The sequence below is a fragment of the Hyphomonas neptunium ATCC 15444 genome, from assembly GCF_000013025.1.
Taxonomy (GTDB): Bacteria; Pseudomonadota; Alphaproteobacteria; order Caulobacterales; family Hyphomonadaceae; genus Hyphomonas; species Hyphomonas neptunia.
In genome coordinates this window covers 1,070,357-1,087,905 of record NC_008358.1, presented here as the reverse complement: position 1 = coordinate 1,087,905, position 17,549 = coordinate 1,070,357, and the positions used below count along the sequence as shown (strand labels likewise).

At 64.9% G+C, this 17,549-nt stretch carries 18 protein-coding genes and 1 tRNA gene; 14 read left to right on the top strand and 5 right to left on the bottom strand.

The features are described 5' to 3' along the window. Positions 1-57: 57 nt before the first annotated feature. A complete protein-coding gene (locus HNE_RS05355; protein ID WP_011646101.1) occupies positions 58-1,008 on the bottom strand; it encodes a hydroxymethylglutaryl-CoA lyase in 951 nt (316 codons plus the stop codon). Between the two features lie 112 nt (positions 1,009-1,120). Here HNE_RS05355 and HNE_RS05350 point away from each other — a divergent pair, with 112 nt between their 5' ends. Then, positions 1,121-2,326 (top strand): CaiB/BaiF CoA transferase family protein, encoded by a 1,206-nt coding sequence (locus HNE_RS05350; RefSeq protein WP_011646100.1) that lies wholly within the window; start codon positions 1,121-1,123, stop codon positions 2,324-2,326. Here HNE_RS05350 and leuD read toward each other — a convergent pair. Both leuD and HNE_RS05340 read right to left on the bottom strand, forming a co-directional pair. Beyond that, the gene (gene leuD / locus HNE_RS05345) at positions 2,311-2,934 is read right to left on the bottom strand and encodes a 3-isopropylmalate dehydratase small subunit (RefSeq protein WP_011646099.1); all 624 of its coding nucleotides are present in this window, start codon (positions 2,932-2,934) and stop codon (positions 2,311-2,313) included. The genes HNE_RS05350 and leuD overlap by 16 nt on opposite strands. Then, positions 2,934-4,325 (bottom strand): 3-isopropylmalate dehydratase large subunit, encoded by a 1,392-nt coding sequence (locus HNE_RS05340; protein ID WP_011646098.1) that lies wholly within the window; start codon positions 4,323-4,325, stop codon positions 2,934-2,936. Before HNE_RS05340 ends, leuD begins: the two co-directional genes overlap by 1 nt. 435 nt (positions 4,326-4,760) lie before the next feature. On the opposite strand from HNE_RS05340, the gene HNE_RS05330 reads away from it, so the two are divergent. The 12 genes from HNE_RS05330 to HNE_RS05275 all read left to right on the top strand — a co-directional run bounded on the left by HNE_RS05330 (position 4,761) and on the right by HNE_RS05275 (position 15,589). Continuing rightward, entirely contained in the window at positions 4,761-5,300 is a 540-nt protein-coding gene (locus tag HNE_RS05330; protein ID WP_035590593.1) for a type 1 glutamine amidotransferase domain-containing protein, read from the top strand. Positions 5,301-5,384: 84 nt separating this feature from the next. Next, complete coding sequence (locus tag HNE_RS05325; RefSeq protein WP_011646095.1) at positions 5,385-6,434, top strand: AI-2E family transporter; 1,050 nt, start codon at positions 5,385-5,387, stop codon at positions 6,432-6,434. 281 nt (positions 6,435-6,715) lie between these two features. Continuing rightward, positions 6,716-7,366, top strand: coding sequence for an aldehyde dehydrogenase iron-sulfur subunit PaoA (paoA, locus tag HNE_RS05320; protein WP_011646094.1), 651 nt, complete (start codon positions 6,716-6,718; stop codon positions 7,364-7,366). Then, complete coding sequence (locus tag HNE_RS05315) at positions 7,366-8,316, top strand: FAD binding domain-containing protein (RefSeq protein WP_011646093.1); 951 nt, start codon at positions 7,366-7,368, stop codon at positions 8,314-8,316. Before paoA ends, HNE_RS05315 begins: the two co-directional genes overlap by 1 nt. Positions 8,317-8,319: 3 nt before the next feature. Beyond that, positions 8,320-10,515, top strand: coding sequence for an aldehyde oxidoreductase molybdenum-binding subunit PaoC (gene paoC, locus HNE_RS05310; RefSeq protein ID WP_011646092.1), 2,196 nt, complete (start codon positions 8,320-8,322; stop codon positions 10,513-10,515). A 20-nt stretch (positions 10,516-10,535) separates the two neighbouring features. Next, the gene (locus HNE_RS05305) at positions 10,536-12,053 is read left to right on the top strand and encodes an NTP transferase domain-containing protein (protein ID WP_148205814.1); all 1,518 of its coding nucleotides are present in this window, start codon (positions 10,536-10,538) and stop codon (positions 12,051-12,053) included. Then, entirely contained in the window at positions 12,046-13,077 is a 1,032-nt protein-coding gene (moaA, locus tag HNE_RS05300; protein WP_011646090.1) for a GTP 3',8-cyclase MoaA, read from the top strand. The genes HNE_RS05305 and moaA overlap by 8 nt, the downstream gene beginning before the upstream one ends. A 3-nt stretch (positions 13,078-13,080) precedes the next feature. After that, on the top strand, positions 13,081-13,329 hold the full coding sequence (locus HNE_RS05295) for a MoaD/ThiS family protein (RefSeq protein ID WP_011646089.1): 249 nt from the start codon (positions 13,081-13,083) through the stop codon (positions 13,327-13,329). A gap of 4 nt (positions 13,330-13,333) precedes the next feature. After that, positions 13,334-13,795: a molybdenum cofactor biosynthesis protein MoaE gene (locus tag HNE_RS05290; protein ID WP_011646088.1), complete on the top strand. Its 462-nt coding sequence runs from the start codon at positions 13,334-13,336 to the stop codon at positions 13,793-13,795. A gap of 6 nt (positions 13,796-13,801) precedes the next feature. Continuing rightward, positions 13,802-14,332, top strand: a complete 531-nt coding sequence (gene moaB, locus HNE_RS05285) for a molybdenum cofactor biosynthesis protein B (RefSeq protein ID WP_011646087.1) — start codon at positions 13,802-13,804, stop codon at positions 14,330-14,332. Between the two features lie 4 nt (positions 14,333-14,336). After that, complete coding sequence (moaC, locus tag HNE_RS05280) at positions 14,337-14,822, top strand: cyclic pyranopterin monophosphate synthase MoaC (RefSeq protein ID WP_011646086.1); 486 nt, start codon at positions 14,337-14,339, stop codon at positions 14,820-14,822. Next, on the top strand, positions 14,819-15,589 hold the full coding sequence (locus tag HNE_RS05275) for a sulfite exporter TauE/SafE family protein (RefSeq protein WP_011646085.1): 771 nt from the start codon (positions 14,819-14,821) through the stop codon (positions 15,587-15,589). The genes moaC and HNE_RS05275 overlap by 4 nt, the downstream gene beginning before the upstream one ends. 97 nt (positions 15,590-15,686) lie before the next feature. On the opposite strand, the gene HNE_RS05270 is transcribed toward HNE_RS05275, so the two are convergent. Continuing rightward, a tRNA-Leu gene (locus HNE_RS05270) sits at positions 15,687-15,771 on the bottom strand. Positions 15,772-15,856: 85 nt separating this feature from the next. Here HNE_RS05270 and lipB point away from each other — a divergent pair. Further along, positions 15,857-16,561: a lipoyl(octanoyl) transferase LipB gene (gene lipB, locus HNE_RS05265; protein WP_011646084.1), complete on the top strand. Its 705-nt coding sequence runs from the start codon at positions 15,857-15,859 to the stop codon at positions 16,559-16,561. Between the two features lie 197 nt (positions 16,562-16,758). Here the strand turns inward: lipB and HNE_RS05260 are convergent, their stop codons facing one another. Beyond that, positions 16,759-17,541 carry a DUF805 domain-containing protein gene (locus HNE_RS05260; protein WP_011646083.1) on the bottom strand — a complete coding sequence of 261 codons (783 nt, stop codon included), beginning with the start codon at positions 17,539-17,541 and terminating at the stop codon, positions 16,759-16,761. Positions 17,542-17,549 lie beyond the last annotated feature (8 nt).

The window sequence follows — 17,549 nt, the reverse complement described above, 5'->3', positions numbered from 1 at the left end:
ATAGACTATCAGCGTAATCAGCGCTGGAAGATTTGCCCGCACCCCGCCCCCGCTTTTTTAGCCAGCTGCCACCGGAGCCGGCACCGGCTCACCTTTAAATCCCAGCGGCAGACCCGCCTTCGGGGTGAAGCCATAAAGCTCCTCGCCCGGCAACGCCTCTGCCACCATCTCGCGCGTCGCCATCAGCTTGCGCAGATCAATGCCCGTCGAAATGCCCATCGCCTCAAACATGAACACCATGTCCTCGGTCACAACATTCCCGCTGGCGCCCGGCGCCGTCGGGCACCCGCCCAGCCCGCCGAGCGAGCCATCAAACGTCGTGATGCCCTCATCATAGGCGGCCAGCGCATTGGCAAGGCCCAGCCCGCGGGTGTTGTGCAGGTGCACGCCGGTCAGGTTTTCCGCCCCGATCACACCCCGAACCGCCCGGATCAGCCGCCTCACAGACGCCGGATCGCCATACCCCGTCGTGTCCGACAGGCCCACCTCATCGCAGCCCGCTGCCATCAGCTGCTCGGCGCAGCGCAGGGTCGTCGCCTCCGGCACCGGCCCCTCCAGCGTGCAGCCAAACGCCGTCGACAGCGACCCTTCAAAATGCGGCCGCTTCCTCTCCGGGAGGGATTTCACCAGCGCCGCAATCGCCCGCGCCTCGTCGATCACCTGCGCATGCGTGCGCCGGATGTTGCGCAGCGAATGGGTCTCCGAAACCGAAAGCGGCAGGGTGATCTTGTGCGCCCCGCCGGCAATCGCCGCCTCCGCGCCCTTCAGGTTGGGCACCAGCACCGCCACGGTCAGCCCCGGAATCGTCACGGCAAAATCCAGGATCTCGCCCGTATCCGCCATCTGCGGCAGCAGCTTGGGCGACACAAACGACCCGATCTCGATTTCCTGCACGCCCGCATCCGCCAGCGCCGCAATCCAGCGCTTCTTAGCCTCGGTCGGCATCACGGCCTTACAGTTCTGAAGCCCGTCTCGCGGTCCAACTTCGCTGATCAATACGCTGCTCATCGAATTCCACCTGATTGTTATATCAAAGAATGTATGCCCTAACTTGAAAAGATATATCATTTGAGCAAGTAATGGCAATCATCGCGGGCAGGAACTTCAGGGAGTATCGAGTATGAGTGAGACCGGCGGACCGCTGAAAGGCCTGCGCGTGCTGGAATTCACCCATATGGTGATGGGCCCTGCGGCAGGCCTGGTCCTCGCCGATCTCGGCGCAGAGGTCATCAAGGTCGAGCCCATCGGCGGCGACAAGACCCGCCGTCTCAAAGGCTCGGGTGCGGGTTATTTCCCGATGTATAACCGCAACAAGAAAAGCCTCGCGGTTGATCTCAAATCCGAGGAGGGCAAAGCCATCGCCCTCGCCCTCGCCGATCAGGCAGACATTTTTATCGAAAACTTCCGCCCCGGCGCGCTCGATGCGCTCGGCTTTGGCTATGAGGCCCTCGCCGCCCGCAATCCCCGGCTCATCTACTGTTCTGAAAAAGGGTTCCTTGACGGGCCTTATGCCCACCGTACCGCGCTGGACGAAGTTGCCCAGATGATGGGCGGCCTTGCCTACATGACCGGCCCGCCCGGCCGGCCCCTGCGCGCCGGCGCCTCGGTGATTGACGTCACCGGCGGCATGTTCGGCGCCATCGGCGTGCTCGCCGCCCTCAATGAACGCCAGACCACCGGCAAGGGCCGCCACGTCACCGCGTCCCTGTTTGAAACCACCGTCTTCCTCGTTGGCCAGCATATTGCCCAATACGCCGTCACCGGCTCGCCTGCTGCGCCGATGCCCACGCGCGTCTCTGCCTGGGCGGTCTATGACGTGTTTGATGCAAAGGATGACGAGAAAGTCTTCGTCGGCGTTGTCTCAGATAGTCAGTGGACGGCCTTCTGCAAGGCGTTTGACCTGGCAGACTGGGCCGCAGACGCCAGCCTCGCCGGCAACAACGACCGTGTCGCCCGCCGCGAGGAAATTCTCCCGCGCCTGCGCGCCCTGTTCGCGGGCTATTCGAAACAGGACCTGATGGACAAGCTCGAAAAGATCGGCCTGCCCTTCGCGCCCATTCAGCGCCCGGAAGATCTGCTCGACGATCCCCACCTCCTCGCCAGCGGCGGCCTGCTGGATATGGAACTGCCTGAAGGCGGCGCCGTGTCGCTGCCCGCGTTGCCCATCACGCTGGACGATCACCGCCCTGGCCTGATGCTTGACCCCCCGCGCATCGGCGCCCATTCGGTGGAAATCCTGAAATCCCTCGGCCACGCGCAGGACCAGATCGACAGTCTCATCAGCCGCGGCCTTGTCGAAGTCAGCGAAGCTCAGCCAGCGGAATAAACCCAGGGGCGCGCCCTGGCGTCCGCTTCCTGAAACGCACTGATGGAAGGCGCCTGCAACAGCGTCAGCCCGATCGGGTCGAGCCCCTCCAGCAGCAACCGCTTGGAATAGGCGCCAATCTCGAAATGCCCCGTCCAGCCCGGCAGCGCGCCGGCCGTCACTGTCTGCGCGGCAAGATCAATCATGATCTCGCCGCCGCTCGCCTGCGCGATCAGGCGGTCAATGTCCTCTTCCGGCAGGGTAACCGGCAAGATGCCATTGCGCAGACAGTTGCCATGAAAAATCTCGCCAAACGATTTGGCAATCACCGCCCGCACACCATAATCCATCAGCGCCCAGACGGCGTGTTCCCGCGATGATCCGCAGCCAAAATTCGATCCGGAAATCAGGATTGACGTGCCCGCCTGCTCAGGCCGGTTCAGCACAAAATCCGCCACCGGCTCGCGCCCACCCGGCTCTGTATAGCGCCAGCCCGCAAACAGCCCCTCGCCCAGCCCGTCGCGGCTGACCGTCTTCATCTCCCGCGAGGGAATGATCTGGTCGGTATCGATATTGTCGACCGGCAGCGCCGCAGCCAGTCCGCGATGGTGACGAAAAGGGCTCGGCATCAGGCAACGCCTCCTTCAACAAGAATGTCAGATGGCGCACAAATACGCCCCGCAATGGCAGACGCCGCCACCACAGCCGGGCTTGCCAGATGGGTGCGCACGCCCGGCCCCTGCCGGCCCTCAAAATTGCGGTTGGTGGACGACATCACGCGCGTCTCCGGCGGAAAGGTTTCGCCGCCCGCATAGAAACACATCGCACATCCCGGCGCGCCCCATTCAAACCCGGCATCCTTGAATATCCGGTCGATGCCCAGCGCTTCTGCTTCCCGGCTCACCGCTTGAGAGCCCGGCACGCACACCGCGCGCACTCCCGGCGCAACCCGGCGTCCTTTGAGAATTTCCGCCGCCGCCTTCAGATCGCTCAGCCGCCCATTGGTGCACGAGCCGATAAACGCCCCGCCAATCGCAAGACCTTTGACCGATTGCCCGGCCGTCAGCCCCATATAGGCCAGCGCCCGCGCGCTCGCGTCTGCGGGCAGCGCGTCTGTCAGCGCGAGGCTATCCTCCGGGCTCGTTCCCCAGCTCACCTGCGGCGCCACCTTGCCGGCGTCTACCTCAATCACCTCGTCAAACTCCGCGCCTTCATCCGTGCGCAGCGTCTGCCAATGCGCCAGGGCGGTTTCCACCTGCGCGCCTGAAGGCGAAAACGGCCGCCCACTGACATAGTCGAGCGTCTTGGCATCCGGCGCAATCAGCGCCGTAAACGCGGCAAACTCCACCGCCATATTGCACAGCGTCAGGCGCCCCTCGATGCTCAGATCGGAAATCGCCTCGCCCGCATATTCAATCGCGCAGCGCTTGCCGCCATCCGAGCCAAACCGCGCAATGATATAAAGCGCCAGATCCTTTGCCGAAACGCCGGGGCTAAGCCTGCCCGCCACGCGGATCAGCATCTGTCTTGGCTTTGCCGCGCGCAGCGTGCCGGTCGCCATCGCATGTTCGGCGTCGCTGGAGCCGATGCCCCAGGCCAGCGCGCCCAGCGCCCCCAGGCTGCACGTATGGCTGTCAGGGCACACCAGCGTCAGCCCCGGCAACGCAATGCCCAGCTCCGGCGCCACGACATGCACAATCCCCTGCGCCGGGTTATCCGTATCAATCAGGTGAATGCCCGCTGTCTGCGCCATCTCGCGGGTTTCGACGATGAACGCTTCCCCGCCAGGGCTGCGCGCCTCATCGCGCCCCCGTCCGTGCCGGAACGACACGATATGATCCATGATCGAGAATACGCGCGCCGGGTCGCGCACGCGGTGCCCGGCCGCCGCCAGAGATTTCAGCGCCACCCCCCCCGTGCGCTCATGCAGCAACAGCCGGTCGATGGCGATCAGGTCGTCCCCGTCGCCCGCATCACCCACCCGGTGCATATCCCACAGCTTGTCAAATAAGGTCGCCACTAATCCCTCAAACTCAATAGATATATCTTTTGATATGGGCGCACAAATGCAATCTGAAAGGGTCCCTTGTCAAACCCCATTGCGCCGCACCCGGCGGTTGAGATGTCGCGCCGCATGGCCCTTGCGCGGCGCATTCTGGCGTAGCTGCGCCGCAACCCCGCCGCCATTCAGCTATGTAAGATGCCCGAAAGGACGGTCAGCGTTGGCCGGTTTCAGATGGATCACACAGGCCCCGGCACGGATAAGGCCTCGCCGGACGGCGGTGGCGGGTGACGCCTGGTCCGGGCCATTGCGGCGAACATTTCTTCGCCCTTCGGGGGCATCCGGGAAGGGCGCCGGGCAAGCGAGATGAAAAAAGGCCGGAACCATCCGGCCTCCTCGGGAATTAACATCGGTAAGCCGTGCGCCCCATCAGTCAGATCAAAGGAAACGTCCATGAAACTCAGCGGACGGAAAATCGCCATTCTCATCGCGCCCAGAGGATCAGAAGACTCTGAATTCACTGAGCCCCGTAAAGCCGTCGAGGCCGAAGGCGCAGAAACCGTCATCATCAGCACGCAGCTCGGCAAAGCCGAGACGATGAAGGGCGACCTTGACCCCGCAGGCCAGTATGATGTGGACGCGGTATTCAGCCAGGTCCACGTCGACGACTTTGACGCCCTCATCATCCCCGGCGGAACAGTCGGATCAGACAAACTCCGCGCCAGCCTCGATGCCGTCGCCTTCGTCAGCGCCTTCTTCCGCCAGTCAAAGCCCGTCGCCGCCATCTGCCATGGCCCGTGGCTGATCGTCGAGGCCGGCGCCGCAAAGGGCAGAAAGCTGACATCCTACAGCAGTCTGCGCACGGACATCCAGAACGCGGGCGGAGACTGGGTGGACGAGGAGGTCGTCGTCGACAATGGCCTGATCACCAGCCGCTCTCCAGATGACCTTCCTGCCTTCACCGCCCGGATCATTGAAGAATTTTCCGCTTGAATTTCCTGCCCGCGGTGTATGCTAATCCATCTCGAGATTGCATTTTGTTGACTGATCCCACCCCTGCCAGGAGGACCTTCCCGTATGTCCGGAAGCCCTAATCTTTCAGGCTTTACCGCCCGCCTTGTGCTCGTGCTGTTTATCGGCGGCATTGCGCTGGCGGCATGGGTTGTGCGCGACGCATTCCTGTTGATGTTTGCCGCCACGCTGCTGGCCATCGCCGTTCACGGAATCGCTGACGCGCTCACCCGCGCCGCGCCGCTGCCAAGGCAAGGCGCTTTGGCCGCCGCCGCGCTGCTCATGACCGGCAGCGTCGCCGCCATCCTCTGGATATTCGGCGCCCAGCTTGCCAGCGAGCTTTCAGGCGTCACTGACCGGCTCCCCGGCGCCTGGCAGCGCGCAAAAGAAACCCTGGAGGCCCATCCCGCCGGGTCCGCCCTCGTCGCGGAAATCGAAGCGGTTGCAGCAGGCGACTCGGGCGGCTCTTTACGCGGTATGCTGACGGATGCCGGCGGCTACGCCCTGCCCTTTGCTTCGGGGCTCACCTCTGCGCTTCTGGTCATCTTCATTGCAGCCTTCCTGACCACCTCTGCGGTTTCCACCCGTAACGGCGTCCTGCTCGTGTTGCCCAAGGGCGTCGACGAAAAAGTCGGCAAGGCGCTCAACGCATCCGGGCGCGCCCTGAAAAGATGGCTGCTCGGTATTTCCATCGACATGGTGATCATCACCGCCGTGATGGCGCTGACGCTCTGGCTGCTCGGTGTTCCGGCCTTCCTCGGCCTGGCGCTGATTGCGGGCCTGGCGCAGTTCGTGCCCACCGTCGGCCCGCTTCTGGCTGCCGTCCCCGGCGTACTGCTGGCCTTCACCGTCAGCCCGATGACCGCCCTGTGGACCGCCATTGCCTATTTCACGGTGTCCCAGCTGGAGGCAAACCTCGTCTATCCCCTGATCCAGAAGGAAACGACCTCCATCTCCCCGGCGCTGAACCTGTTTGCCATTCTGGCCTTTGGCATGCTGCTCGGCCCGCTCGGCGTCCTGCTGGCAACGCCCATCCTCGTCGTTCTCTCGGTCTTCGTCATCCAGCTCTATGTGCAGGATACGCTCGGCAAGGAGGCAGACATCCCCGGCGCCTGACCCCGCCCCACACTCACAACAAGATCGGCCCCCCATTTTGCGCTTATTTCTCAAAATAGTTTGCGCGCGCCCCCGCCAGTCCCGCGCCTTGGTTCAGGGGCCGGCTCACCTGTCCGATTTCCGCTTCCAGCCGCCTTCTGCTACACTTGATTTGAGACATTTACCCATCCCGGCCCCCCGCAGGTTTCCGGTTCGCATGGGCGCATTAAAGTACCAAACGGCGGCGCACGCACACCAGCCGCACGGATTCCGCCACGCACCCCGCAGAGGAGAGGCCCCCCATGAATTCCGAAGACAGTATCAAGCCCTCGCGGCGCGATGTTATGGTCGTCGGCGCGGCAAGTTCCGCCCTGCTCGTCAATGCCTGCCAGTCCGCCACGCCCACCACCTATGCTGAAGAGGGACCCCCTGTCGTGAACGAGACCACCTCTACCGTCACACTTGAAGTCAATGGCACGCCCCACCGGCTCACGATCGACAACCGGGTCACGCTCCTCGATGCCCTGCGCGAACACCTTCGCCTGACCGGCACCAAGAAGGGCTGCGACCACGGCCAGTGCGGCGCCTGCACCGTCATCGTCAACGGCCGGCGGATCAATTCCTGCCTCAGCCTCGCCGTCATGCACGCAGGCGACGAGATCAAGACCGTTGAAGGGTTCGGCACGCCAGACGCGCCCGGCCCGATGCAGGCCGCCTTCATCCGGGAAGATGCCTACCAGTGCGGCTACTGCACACCCGGCCAGATCTGCGCCGCCATCGGCGTGCTGGAAGAAATCCGCGCCGGCGTGCCCAGCCATGTGACGCCCTCGCTGACCGGCCCCGTCGAGGCGAGCCCAGAGGAAATCCGGGAACGGATGAGTGGCAATATCTGCCGCTGCGGCGCCTATTCCAACATCCTGTCAGCCATTCAAAGCGTTTCGGGAGCCGTCTGATGCAATCTTTCAGCTATCTGCTCGCCAGAACACCCCAGGAAGCCGCCGCCCTGGCCGCCGCCACCCCCGGCGCCAAATTCATCGCCGGTGGCACCAACCTGCTGGACCTGATGAAGCTCGAGATCGAAACGCCCTCCGTGCTGATCGACATCAACGGGCTGGACCTCGACACCATCACCTCCACGCCGGAAGGCGGCCTGCGCATCGGCGCCCTTGTCCTGAACACGGATCTGGCCGCCAACCCGACCGTACGCTCAGACTATGCCGTCCTCTCCCGCGCGCTGCTGGCGGGCGCCTCCGGGCAGCTCCGCAATATGGCCACCACGGCCGGCAATCTGCTTCAACGCACCCGCTGCCCCTATTTCTACGACACCAACATGGCCTGCAACAAACGCAGCGCCGGTTCGGGGTGCAGCGCGCAGGACGGCGTCAGCCGCCAGCTCGCCGTTGTCGGCGCCAGCCCGGCCTGCATCGCCACCCATCCCAGCGACATGGCTGTTGCGATGCAGCTCCTCGACGCTGAAATCCACACCGTCCTGCAGGATGGCTCCGAGCGGGTCATCCCTATCGAAGACTTCTACACCGACCCGGCCGCCAATCCCGGTATCGAAACCGTCCTCCAGCCCGGCGAGCTGATCACAGCAGTTCACCTGCCCGCGCCCCTCGGCGGGCGGCATTATTATCAGAAGGTCAGAGACCGGGCGTCCTATGCCTTCGCCCTCGTCTCTGTTGCGTTGGTTCTTGATGGCAAGGGCGGCGGGCGCGTGGCGCTCGGCGGCGTCGCCCACAAACCCTGGCGCAGCCGGGAGGCCGACGCCCTTCTGCCCAGCGGCGCCGGGGCGGTCATGTCCCGCCTGCTCGCAGGCGCCCAGCCCACCCATGAGAATGAATTCAAGATCCTGCTCGCCGAGCGCACGCTCGCAGGGCTCCTTTCAGCCAGTGCGGAGTAAGCCATGAAGTTCGACAAACCCGTAGAAGGCGATTTCAAGGACGCCCTGACAATCGTCGGCAAGGCCATCCCCCGCATCGACGGCCCGGCCAAGACAACCGGCACCGCGAAATACGCCTATGAACGTCACGACGTATCCGGCCCGCAACTCGTCGGCTATCCGGTCACTTCATCGATTGCCCGTGGACGGATCGTTTCCATCGACACATCGCGCGCCACATCCGCGCCCGGCGTCGTCACCGTTCTGACAACCCTCGAACACCTGCCGCTGCCCAAGACATCCTACCACACGGCCACCCTGTTCGGCGGCGATCAGGTCGAGCATTACCATCAGGCCATCGCCGTCGTCGTAGCAAAATCCTTTGAAGAAGCCCGCAGCGCCGCCAACCTCGTAAGCGTCACATACGAAAAAGCTGACGGGGATTTCGATCTTCGCAAGGCGTTGGAAAAGGGTTCGGACGAAGACCGCGAAGTGGTCTCCAGCGCCGGTGATTTCGAAACCGCCTACGCCGCCGCAGATGTAAAACTCGACGCCGTCTACACCACGCCCGGCCAAAGCCACGCCATGATGGAGCCCCATGCCAGCATCGCCGAATGGGAGGGTGAACGGCTGACGCTGTGGACCTCCAACCAGATGATCAAATGGAATGTCGACGCCCTCGCCCTGGCGCTCGACATGCCGGCTGAAAACATCCGCGTGGACTCCCCCTATATCGGCGGCGGATTCGGCTCAAAGCTGTTCCTGCGGGCAGATGGCGTCCTCGCGGCGCTCGCCGCCCGCAAAACCGGCAAGCCCGTCAAGGTCATGCTGCCCCGCCCGATCATCGCAAACAACACCACCCACCGGGCCGCCACCATCCAGACCATCCGGATCGGTGCCACGCGCGCGGGCCGCATCACGGCGCTCTACCATGAAGGCCTCTCCGGAAACCTCCCAGGGGGCGACCCCGAAGACGCCACCGCCCAAACGCCAAAGTTCTACGCCATGGATACCCATCTGGTTGTCCGGCGCCTGGCCACGGTCCACCTGCCCGAAGGCAATGCCATGCGCGCGCCCGGCGAAACCTCCGGCCTGATGGCGCTTGAAATCGCGATGGATGAAATGGCCGAAAAACTCGGCATGGACCCCGTCGAATTCAGGGTACTGAACGATACGCAGACCGCCCCTCACCCGCCCAACAAACCCTTCTCCCGGCGCAACTACACCCAATGCCTGCGCACCGGCGCCGAAAAGTTCGGCTGGGCAGACCGCAACCCCGCGCCCGGCAGCCGGCGCGAGGGGCAATGGCTGATCGGTCACGGCATGGCGGGCGCCTATCGCGGCGGCCCGATCACCGCGTCCGGCGCCCGCGCCAAACTGCTTCAGAATGGCCGTATCCGGATCGAAACCGACATGACCGACATCGGCACCGGATCCTACACAATCATCGCACAGACCGCCGCTGAAATGATGGGCGTGCCCATGAGCCAGGTCGAGGTCAATCTGGGCGACTCCAGCCATCCCGCCTCCGCAGGCTCTGGCGGCCAGTGGGGCGCGTCCAGCTCCACAGCCGGCGCCCTCGCCGCCTGCCTGGCCTTGCAGCGTGCCATCGCCGAGCGGATCGAGGAGCCCTATGAAAGCATCAGCTTCCGGGAGGGGCAGGTCCACTTTGCCAATTCCTCCCTCCCCCTGACGCGCATTGCCCAGGCCGGCGAGTTGCAGGCCGATGGCGCCCTTGAAGTCGGCGATTTCCGGAAGAAAGTCGTCGTCTCCACCTTCGCCGCCCACTTCGTCGAAGTCGGCGTAAACGCCGCCACCGGTGAAACCAGGGTCCGCCGGATGCTGGCCGTGTGCGATGCCGGCCGCATCCTCAACCCCATGACCGCCCGCAGCCAGGTCATCGGCGCCATGACGATGGGCGTCGGCGCTGCCCTGATGGAAGAACTCGCGCCCGATACGCGCCACGGCTTCTTCGCCAACCATGATCTGGCCGGTTACGAAGTGCCCGTCCACGCCGACATCCCCGAACAGGAAGTCATCTTCATCGATGACCTCGACCCCTATGCCAGCCCGATGCAGGCAAAAGGCGTCGGCGAGCTTGGCCTGTGCGGGGTCAGCGCCGCGGTCGCCAACGCCGTTTATAATGCAACCGGCGTCCGGGTGCGTGACTATCCGGTAACTCTCAGTAAGCTGCTCTCCGGGCTTCCGGCGCTGGCGTGACCGGCCAGAAAGGATCACGGGTGCAAACGCTATCTTCCCCAGCAGGTGCCGGGCGGTATCTGGAACATCCCGAGGATGTTCTGGCCAAATGGCTCGACTGGCGCGCGAGCGGGCCCGTTGCCCTGGTCGTCGTCGTCGAAACAACCGGCGGCGCAGTCCGCCGGCCCGGCGCCCTCATGGCCGTTGCCCAAGACGGGCGGACAGCCGGCTACATCTCCGGCGGATGTATTGATGCAGACGCCATCCTTCAGGCCCAGCGCAGCCTCGCAGGCAGGCAGCCGGTAACCCTGCTCTATGGCGCGGGCTCCCCGTTTATCGACCTGCCGCTCCCCTGTGGCGGGTCCATCCTCATCAACATCCTTCCGGATGCGGACGAATCCGAGGTGAAAGCCTGCCACGCGCAACTGGCATCCCGCGCCCCCGCGACGCTCTTTCTGGCGGCCATCGGAAAAAGCTTCTCCTATGTTCCCAAACTGCGCCTGCGCATCGCCGGGCGGGGCGCTGACCCGCTGGCACTGGCCCGCCTTGCCCGGTCAAGCGGGATCGAAACCACCCTCTATCTTCCCGGCGGCCCCGATGTCCGCCTCGCAGAAGAAGAGGGGCACACCGACCTCGTTGTCCTGGGCTCCGCCAGCGACCTGCCACCCGTCCGGGGCGACGCCTGGTCCGCCTTCGTCATCATGTTCCATGATGGCGACCGGGAAGACGCCCTCCTCGCCGATGCCCTCGCCGGAGACGCCTTCTTCATCGGCGCCGTTGGCAGCCGCCACACCCACGCCCTGCGCTGCGAGCGCTTGCGCAAACGGGGCGTCCCCGAGGCAGACATCGCCAGAATTCACGGCCCCGTCGGCCTCATCCCGTCCATGCGCGACGCCTCCATGCTGGCCGTCTCCGTGCTCAGCCAGATCGTCGCCGAATACCACAAACGCCACGCCTCCCCCTTTGCGCGCACAGCCCTCGTCCTCCTCGCTGCCGGAAGCTCCAGCCGCTTTGCCGCGGGCGACAAGCTCCTCAGCGACTTTGACGGGCGCCCTCTCCTCGATCACGCCGCCGCCTTCCTGCGGGGCGAACCCGTCGCGGCCCGGCTCGCCGTCGTGCCAGACCCGCCAGGCGAGCGCGCCACCCGCCTTCAGTCCGCCGGCTGGTCGGTCCTCCCAAACCCCGAAGCGGCAACCGGCCTTGCCAGTTCCGTCAGATGCGGGGTTCAGGCGGCAAGCGACACGCCCTATGTTGAGCATGTCATGATCCTGCTCGCCGACATGCCCGCAATTCCCGCGCAGCACCTGCTCAAACTGCAGCAGGCGATCAATGCCGGCCACCCTGCCGCCATGACCGAGTCCGGCGGCCGGCTCAGCCCCCCGGCCATCTTCAACCGGGCCGCCTTTACAAGGCTGCTCGCGGTTGGCGGCGATTCAGGCGCACGAGACATCTTTCATTCTCTGCCGGGCGGCGTCACAGTCTCTCTGGATACGGCCCACGCCTTTGACATAGACACGACGGATGATCTTCGGCTTGCACAGGAATTAGCCAATGGCTGACGGACTGGGACGCGCCCCGCCCCCACCCCTCACAGACGCTTTCGGGCGCAACGTCACCTATCTGCGCCTCTCGGTGACAGACCGCTGCGATCTGCGGTGCACCTACTGCATGGCCGAACAGATGACCTTCCTGCCGAAAAAGGATCTTCTGACGCTGGAAGAACTCGAAAGCGTCGCCGATGCCTTCATCCGCCGGGGCGTCACCAAAATCCGCATCACCGGCGGCGAGCCCCTCGTGCGCCGCGACATCGGAACCCTGTTTGACCGTCTGGGCAGCCGCCTCGGCCACGGCCTGGACGAACTCACCCTCACCACAAACGCCACCCTGCTCACCACCCACGCCGCCCGCCTCTACGCCGCCGGCGTCCGCCGCGTGAACATCTCGCTGGACACGCTCGACGCCGACACCTTCAAAGCCATCACCCGGCGCGGTGATCTTGCCCAGACCCTCGCCGGCATCGCCGCTGCAAAAGCCGCCGGCCTCAAGGTCAAGATCAACACCGTCGCCCTCAAACACCAGAATGCCGAGGAAATCCCCGGCATGATCGCCTGGGCACATGATCAGGGCTTTGACATCACCCTCATCGAAGTCATGCCCCTCGGGCTGACCGGCGAAGACCGGTATGACCAGTACATTCCCCTGTTCGAGATCCGCGACCGGCTGGAACAGAAATGGACGCTCACGGACGATACCGCGCGCGCCGCCGATGCCGGCCCGTCCCGCTATGCCAGGGTTGCCGAAACCGGCGGCCGGGTCGGCTTCATCACCCCGCTGACCAATAATTTCTGCGCCGGCTGCAACCGCGTCCGCGTCACCTGCACCGGCCGCATCTACATGTGCCTCGGCCATGACGATCACGTCGATCTGCGCAGCGCCCTTCGCGATACCGCAGACCCCGCCGCCGCCCTCAACGCCGCGCTGGACCGCGCCCTGCGCGGCAAGCCGGAAAAACACGCCTTCGGCATCCGCGCCCGCGCCGAAACCCCGGCCCTGCCCCGTCACATGTCGGTCACGGGCGGCTGACCCATGGCTCAGCTTCTGTTCTTCGGCCGCCTGGCCGATCTCGTCGATCCGCCCAGCCAGGCCGTCCAGCTGCCCGGCGACATCCAGGACACCCTCGCCCTGCGCGCCTGGCTCGATACGCGCCACGCAACCGGCGGCGCCTTGCAGGAAAAAACCGTCCGCATCGCCATCAACAGCGAGATTGTGGTTGATCCCGCCCCGATCACCAACGCCGACGAGATCGCCTTCATGCCGCCTGTCGGAGGGGGATGATCCCTTGATACGCCTGACAGACACCCCCTTCGATCCCGGAGACGAACTCACCCGTTTTACCGCCACCGCCGCCGGCAGCGGCGCCATCGTCAGCTTCACCGGCCTGGTGCGCGGCCAGTCCAAAGGCGGCGCCGTCCAGTCCCTGTTCCTGCAAGCCTATTCCCCCCTCACCGAGCGCGGCATCGCGCAGGCCGCAGAGGAAGCCCGCACGCGCTGGGCGCTCACAGGTCTCTCCATACTCCATCGAACCGGAAAAATGGCACCGGAAGACGCCATCGTCTTCGTCGCCACCGCCGCCCCCCACCGGCGCAGCGCCTTCGAGGCCGCCGACTTCCTGATGGACTATCTGAAGACGCAGGCGGTATTCTGGAAAAAAGAAGTGACCGAGGCGGGCGACCAATGGATCGAACCGCGCCCCGAAGATTACACCGACGCTGCCCGCTGGGCAGGTCCGCAGGAGAGTTGAACACGCATGCACGGCATCAATGAAAGCCTTCCCTTCAAGCCGGTCCGGATCTCCATCCTGATCGTCAGCGATACGCGCACGGAAGAAACCGACACCTCCGGCCACACCCTGTCAGAGCGCATCCGCGCCGCCGGTCACGAGGTCGCTCACCACCTCATCGTGCCCGACGACAAAGCCGCCATCCGCAACACCGTGTCAGCCTGGATCGCCGCGCCGGATGTCGATGTCGTCATCACCAGCGGCGGCACCGGCCTCACAGGCCGTGACGTGACGCCCGAAGCCGTCATGCCCCTGTTCGAGAAAACCATCGAAGGCTTCTCCGTCATCTTCCACATGGTCAGCTATCAGAGCGTCGGCCTCTCAACGCTTCAATCGCGCGCCGTCGCGGGCCTTGCCAACTCCACCTTCATCTTCTGCCTGCCCGGCTCCACCGGCGCGGTGAAAGATGGCTGGGATAAAGTCATCTCCTTCCAGCTCGACAGCCGCCACAAGCCCTGCAACCTGGTCGAGCTGATGCCCCGCCTGGCGGAGATCTGAGCTGATGGCAGACCTCACCCATATCGGCCCCGATGGCCGCGCCCGTATGGTGGACATCTCCGCCAAGGCCGACACCGAACGTGAAGCGATCGCAACCGGCCGCATACGGATGGCCCCGGAAACCCTGGCGCGCGCCCTCTCGCGCGACACCAAAAAGGGCGACCCCCTCGCCATTGCCGAGCTTGCCGGCATCATGGGCGCCAAGCGCACGGCAGACCTCATCCCGCTCTGCCACCCCCTCCCGCTGACGGGCCTGAAGGTGGAGATCACAGAGGCGCCCGAAGGCGGCGCCCTCCGCGTCATCGCCACCGCCCGCACCACCGGCAAGACCGGCGTTGAAATGGAGGCCCTCACCGCCGTCTCCGCCGCCTGCCTCACCCTCTACGACATGCTGAAAGCCATCGATAAATCCATGGTCATCGAAGGCATCGAACTGCTGGAAAAATCCGGCGGCGCATCGGGCAGCTACCGGAAACCCGCCAGCGCATGAGCCTCGGGCTCGGCCTTCTCTTCTTCATAACCGCCGCCCTCTACGCCTCAGTCGGCTTCGGCGGCGGCTCCACCTACAATGCCCTTCTCGTTCTTCACGGTACGGACTACCGCATCCTTCCGGCCATCGCGCTGGTCTGCAACATACTTGTCGTCACCGGCGGCGTCATCCGCTTCCATCTGACGAAACAGCTCAGCCTCCGGCGGCTGATGCCCTTCCTTATCACCTCCATCCCCGCCGCCTGGCTGGGCGGGCGCCTGCCCGTTCCGGAAACGGTGTTCGTCGGCCTGCTCGGCGCCGCGCTGCTGGTCTCGGGCCTCTACCTCGCCTTCGAGCGCGCGCCCCCCGAAACCGCGCCCCCCACCGGCGCCCCGCCGCCCGGCCTCATCAGCTACGCCACCGGCGCCGCCATCGGGCTTCTCTCAGGGCTCGTCGGCATTGGCGGGGGCATCTTCCTGGCGCCGGTCCTCTATTTTCTCGGATGGGGCACGCCCCGCCAGATCGCGGCAGCCAGCAGCCTGTTCATCCTCGTCAACTCAGTCTCGGGTCTTGCCGGCCAGGTAACGAAACTTCAGGATACGGATGTCCTGCACCTCGCCATGCCCTACTGGCCGCTCCTTCCCCTCGTCGTGATCGGCGGACAGATCGGCAGCTGGATGGCCAGCCAGAAACTCCAGCCCCGGATCGTCAAACGCCTCACGGCCGTCCTGCTGCTCTATGTGGCAGCAAGGCTCCTGTTCACACTGGCAGGCCAGCTCACGCCCTGATACCTCCGGGCACCAGACGGCATCCAGGTGTCGCCGGAATGGCCCCGAAAGGGGGTGCCGGCCTCTTCAGCGCTGAGCGAAAATCCTGAAACCATACTGGTGCGGTCGAGAAGACTCGAACTTCCACGGGTTGCCCCACAGCGACCTCAACGCTGCGCGTCTACCAATTCCGCCACGACCGCACACTGGTATGTCGAGACAGACGGGCCGTATAAGGCGGTCATTCGCCTTTGTGAAGCCCTGAAAACACCCTATATCGCACCGGCAATGCAGAATTTTCCCCCCGTCGAATGGGCCGTGTCAGATGCCCCCGTGCCCTATGAGGCGGCGCTCGCCGTCATGGAGGCCCGCGCCCGCGCGATTCGCGAGGACGGCGCCCCGGAGCTGGTGTGGTTTCTGGAACATCCCCCCCTCTACACCGCCGGCACCTCCGCCCGCATCGAAGACCTGAAAGACCCCGCCCGCTTCCCCGTCTTTGAAGCCGGGCGCGGCGGCCAGTACACCTATCACGGCCCCGGCCAGCGGGTGGCCTATGTCATGCTCGATGTCGCCGCCCGCGGCCGCGATGTGCGCGCCTTCGTGGCCCATCTGGAAGCCTGGATCATCCAGGCGCTGGCCGCGTTCAATGTCGAAGGCGGCATGCGCGACGGCCGTGTCGGGGTCTGGGTCGACCGCACAGAGCCCGGCGGCCCGCCCCGCGAAGACAAGATCGCCGCCATCGGCGTGCGCCTGAAGCGCTGGGTGTCCTTCCACGGCATCTCGCTGAACGTCGAGCCGGAGCTCGACCATTTCACCGGCATCACCCCCTGCGGCATCGCAGACCCCCGCTACGGCGTCACCAGCCTGGCCGACCTCGGCCGTATAATCTCGATGGAAGAAGCCGACATCGCCCTCAAGGCGGCCTTCCAGCAGGTCTTCGCCAGCCCCCTGGTCCGCGTTGACCCACCCGTGACAGGATCTGTCCCGGCCTGACCGGATCTGTCCCGGAAGTGTCCGGACTTGTCCTGAACTGTCCGGATCTGACCTCACCGCGCAACGCAACAGGCCCCCTCCCCATGACTATGGGGGCTGTGAGGATAAGCAATCGCACTGCGATTGCCCGATCAGCGGGTGGGGCAGCTCTCAATAGAAATACAACAGCCGCCAAACCCAGCAGCGCCCAAAAGCCCTCAAACCCCGCGCGCAATCTCCTCAGGCGTCATGTGACTGCCCGTGCGAAACTGCCCCTGCCCGCCATTGGGCAGGCGCGCGACATACATCAGCGACCACAGCATCGCCCCGAACGAGGCCAGCCACCAGATCGGAAACGCCAGCCCCATCCCGGCCTGCATCGCCAGCTCCCGCTCACTCATTTCCATCATCGCGGCCCGGCGCGGATCACGCGCCGGCGGCCCGGCTGCCGCCTGCCCATCTTTGGAGGCGGCGTCTTCGCCCTCGTCCCCGGCTTCGGTCTCTTTCTTGGCTTCCACCGCTTCGGTGTTGGCAGGCGTATGCATCTGGCGATACTGCGCCGCCCCGCCCTGTGTGCCCAGCGCGTAGGCAATCAGCCCCAGCACCAGCGGCACCAGCACGATCACCGCCATGAACGCCGAGCGTCCCGCCTCTGTCAGGCGGCGCATATGCACCACAAAGGAGGTGTATTCGGTCACCAGCGTAAACACGGCAAACGGCAACAGCACCGCCGGCACAGAGAACAGCAAAAGGTTGACCGGCGCGTTCAGGCCATCGGTGCTCACCCCCGCAATGCCCGCAATCATCGCGATGAAGCTCGGCACGATATAGAGCAACACCCGGCCCAGGAACATGAACGTCCAGGCCCGCGTGAAGTGCAGCTTGTAGGTCTTGCCAAAGGGATTGAGCAGCGTGTTGCGCCAGTTCATCTCGGCAGGCGCGTCGCGCTCATCGCGAATCCAGGGGCGGGCGGGGTCAATGGCGCCGGCTGTATAGTCCATGGCGTATC

Bases quoted from the DNA above. Each gene is read 5' to 3' on its own strand.
- HNE_RS05355 (WP_011646101.1), bottom strand. From the start codon at position 1,008: ATGAGCAGCGTATTGATCAGCGAAGTTGGACCGCGAGACGGGCTTCAG.
- HNE_RS05350 (WP_011646100.1), top strand. From the start codon at position 1,121: ATGAGTGAGACCGGCGGACCGCTGAAAGGCCTGCGCGTGCTGGAATTC.
- leuD (WP_011646099.1), bottom strand. From the start codon at position 2,934: ATGCCGAGCCCTTTTCGTCACCATCGCGGACTGGCTGCGGCGCTGCCG.
- HNE_RS05330 (WP_035590593.1), top strand. From the start codon at position 4,761: ATGAAACTCAGCGGACGGAAAATCGCCATTCTCATCGCGCCCAGAGGA.
- HNE_RS05325 (WP_011646095.1), top strand. From the start codon at position 5,385: ATGTCCGGAAGCCCTAATCTTTCAGGCTTTACCGCCCGCCTTGTGCTC.
- paoA (WP_011646094.1), top strand. From the start codon at position 6,716: ATGAATTCCGAAGACAGTATCAAGCCCTCGCGGCGCGATGTTATGGTC.
- HNE_RS05315 (WP_011646093.1), top strand. From the start codon at position 7,366: ATGCAATCTTTCAGCTATCTGCTCGCCAGAACACCCCAGGAAGCCGCC.
- paoC (WP_011646092.1), top strand. From the start codon at position 8,320: ATGAAGTTCGACAAACCCGTAGAAGGCGATTTCAAGGACGCCCTGACA.
- moaA (WP_011646090.1), top strand. From the start codon at position 12,046: ATGGCTGACGGACTGGGACGCGCCCCGCCCCCACCCCTCACAGACGCT.
- HNE_RS05295 (WP_011646089.1), top strand. From the start codon at position 13,081: ATGGCTCAGCTTCTGTTCTTCGGCCGCCTGGCCGATCTCGTCGATCCG.
- moaB (WP_011646087.1), top strand. From the start codon at position 13,802: ATGCACGGCATCAATGAAAGCCTTCCCTTCAAGCCGGTCCGGATCTCC.
- moaC (WP_011646086.1), top strand. From the start codon at position 14,337: ATGGCAGACCTCACCCATATCGGCCCCGATGGCCGCGCCCGTATGGTG.
- HNE_RS05275 (WP_011646085.1), top strand. From the start codon at position 14,819: ATGAGCCTCGGGCTCGGCCTTCTCTTCTTCATAACCGCCGCCCTCTAC.
- lipB (WP_011646084.1), top strand. From the start codon at position 15,857: ATGCAGAATTTTCCCCCCGTCGAATGGGCCGTGTCAGATGCCCCCGTG.
- HNE_RS05260 (WP_011646083.1), bottom strand. From the start codon at position 17,541: ATGGACTATACAGCCGGCGCCATTGACCCCGCCCGCCCCTGGATTCGC.